Consider the following 2,937-nt stretch of genomic DNA (forward strand, 5'->3'; position numbering starts at 1 on the left):
ATATCTAAGTAACCAGAGGAAAAGAAATCAACCGAGATTCCCTGAGTAGCGACGAGCGAACGGGGACTAGCCCTTAAGCTGGAATGGTTCTAGAAAAACAGCCTGGAACGGCTGGCCATAGAAGGTGATAGCCCTGTATTTAAAAGGGCCACTCCAGTGAAGACGAGTAGGGCGGGGCACGTGAAACCCTGTCTGAACATGGGGGGACCATCCTCCAAGGCTAAATACTACTGACCGACCGATAGTGAACCAGTACCGTGAGGGAAAGGCGAAAAGAACCCCGGAGAGGGGAGTGAAATAGATCCTGAAACCGTGTGCGTACAAGCAGTAGGAGCTCGAAAGAGTGACTGCGTACCTTTTGTATAATGGGTCAGCGACTTACTGTTCGTGGCAAGCTTAACCGTATAGGGGAGGCGAAGGGAAACCGAGTCTGATAAGGGCGCATAGTCGCGGGCAGTAGACCCGAAACCGGGTGATCTAGTCATGGCCAGGGTGAAGGTGCCGTAACAGGTACTGGAGGCCCGAACCCACGTCTGTTGCAAAAGACGGGGATGAGCTGTGATTAGGAGTGAAAAGCTAATCGAACCCGGAGATAGCTGGTTCTCCTCGAAAGCTATTTAGGTAGCGCCTCATATGTATCCTCTCGGGGGTAGAGCACTGTTATGGCTAGGGGGTCATCGCGACTTACCAAACCATTGCAAACTCCGAATACCGAGACGGACTGTATGGGAGACACACGGCGGGTGCTAACGTCCGTCGTGAAAAGGGAAACAACCCAGACCCACAGCTAAGGTCCCAAATTCACTGCTAAGTGGAAAACCATGTGGAAAGGCACAGACAGCCAGGAGGTTGGCTTAGAAGCAGCCACCCTTTAAAGAAAGCGTAATAGCTCACTGGTCGAGTCGGTCTGCGGGGAAGATTTAACGGGGCTAAGCAGTGAACCGAAGCTTGGGGTGTGCATATTTATATGTACGCGGTAGAGGAGCGTTCCGTAAGCCGTTGAAGGTGGATTGAGAAGTCTGCTGGAGGTATCGGAAGTGCGAATGCTGACATGAGTAACGATAATGCGGGTGAAAAACCCGCACGCCGAAAGCCCAAGGTTTCCTTGCGCAACGTTAATCGGCGCAGGGTGAGTCGGCCCCTAAGGCGAGGACGAAAGTCGTAGTCGATGGGAAGCAGGTTAATATTCCTGCACCTCGCGTAAGTGCGATGGAGGGACGGAGAAGGTTAGGTGTACCCGGCGTTGGTTGTCCGGGGGAAAGGCGGTAGGTTTGGATCTTTGGCAAATCCGGGATCCTTTAAGACCGAGCACCGAGACGAGCCTTTAAGGCGAAGTCACTGATACCACGCTTCCAGGAAAAGCTCCTAAGCTTCAGCTTACGCAGACCGTACCGTAAACCGACACAGGTGGGTAGGATGAGAATTCTCAGGCGCTTGAGAGAACTCGGGTGAAGGAACTAGGCAACATGGCACCGTAACTTCGGGAGAAGGTGCGCCCTTTTTGGTGGCTCATGCGAGCTATAGCTGAAGAGGGCCGCAGTAACCAGGCCGCTGCGACTGTTTATCAAAAACACAGCACTCTGCAAACACGAAAGTGGACGTATAGGGTGTGACGCCTGCCCGGTGCTGGAAGGTTAATTGATGGGGTCAGCCGCAAGGCGAAGCTCTTGATCGAAGCCCCAGTAAACGGCGGCCGTAACTATAACGGTCCTAAGGTAGCGAAATTCCTTGTCGGGTAAGTTCCGACCTGCACGAATGGCGTAACGACAGCGGCGCTGTCTCCACCCGAGACTCAGTGAAATTGAAATCGCTGTGAAGATGCAGCGTTCCCGTGGCAAGACGGAAAGACCCCGTGAACCTTTACTATAGCTTTACACTGAACGTTGAGTTCGTCTGTGTAGGATAGGTGGGAGGCTATGAAACTGTGGCGCTAGCTGCAGTGGAGCCATCCTTGAAATACCACCCTGTCGTGCTTGACGTTCTAACCTAGGTCCATAATCTGGATCGGGGACCGTGTATGGTGGGTAGTTTGACTGGGGCGGTCTCCTCCTAAAGAGTAACGGAGGAGCTCGAAGGTACGCTCAGCGCGGTCGGACATCGCGCACTGTGTGCAAAGGCATAAGCGTGCTTGACTGCAAGATCGACGGATCAAGCAGGTAGGAAACTAGGACTTAGTGATCCGGTGGTTCTGTATGGAAGGGCCATCGCTCAACGGATAAAAGGTACTCCGGGGATAACAGGCTGATACCGCCCAAGAGTTCATATCGACGGCGGTGTTTGGCACCTCGATGTCGGCTCATCACATCCTGGGGCTGTAGTCGGTCCCAAGGGTATGGCTGTTCGCCATTTAAAGTGGTACGCGAGCTGGGTTCAGAACGTCGTGAGACAGTTCGGTCCCTATCTGCCATGGGCGTTGGAGATTTGAGAGGGGCTGCTCCTAGTACGAGAGGACCGGAGTGGACGAACCTCTGGTGTTCCGGTTGTCACGCCAGTGGCATTGCCGGGTAGCTATGTTCGGAAGCGATAACCGCTGAAAGCATCTAAGCGGGAAGCGCGCCTCAAGATGAGATCTCCCGGGGCACAAGCCCCCTGAAGGAACCATATAGACTATGTGGTTGATAGGTCAGGTGTGTAAGTACAGCAATGTATTGAGCTAACTGATACTAATGATCCGTGTGGCTTGACCATATAACCTCAAGTTGCCTTGGCCGACATGACATGTCGATAGATCCCAAGTGCACGCTACGTCACAAGACTTACGAGAGGCAGGCGCCTTATCCGTTTCTTTAGGATGGCGACGCTCCAACTGTCTCCCTGGTGAAATTAGCGCTGTGGAACCACCCGATCCCATCCCGAACTCGGAAGTGAAACGCAGCTGCGCCGATGGTAGTGTGGCCTAAGCCATGCGAGAGTAGGTCATCGCCAGGGTTTTTACCC

2 rRNA genes (1 of these 2 running past the window's edge) are annotated in these 2,937 nt (G+C 53.4%); both read left to right on the plus strand.

The features are described 5' to 3' along the window. A 23S ribosomal RNA gene (locus tag ABE473_RS18740) occupies nucleotides 1–2,688 on the plus strand (it extends 191 nt beyond the left edge of the window). Nucleotides 2,689–2,813: 125 nt separating this feature from the next. Beyond that, a 5S ribosomal RNA gene (rrf, locus tag ABE473_RS18745) occupies nucleotides 2,814–2,928 on the plus strand. Nucleotides 2,929–2,937 lie beyond the last annotated feature (9 nt).

The organism is Stenotrophomonas sp. TWI700, assembly GCF_039673645.1.
Classification (GTDB): Bacteria; Pseudomonadota; Gammaproteobacteria; order Xanthomonadales; family Xanthomonadaceae; genus Stenotrophomonas; species Stenotrophomonas maltophilia_AA.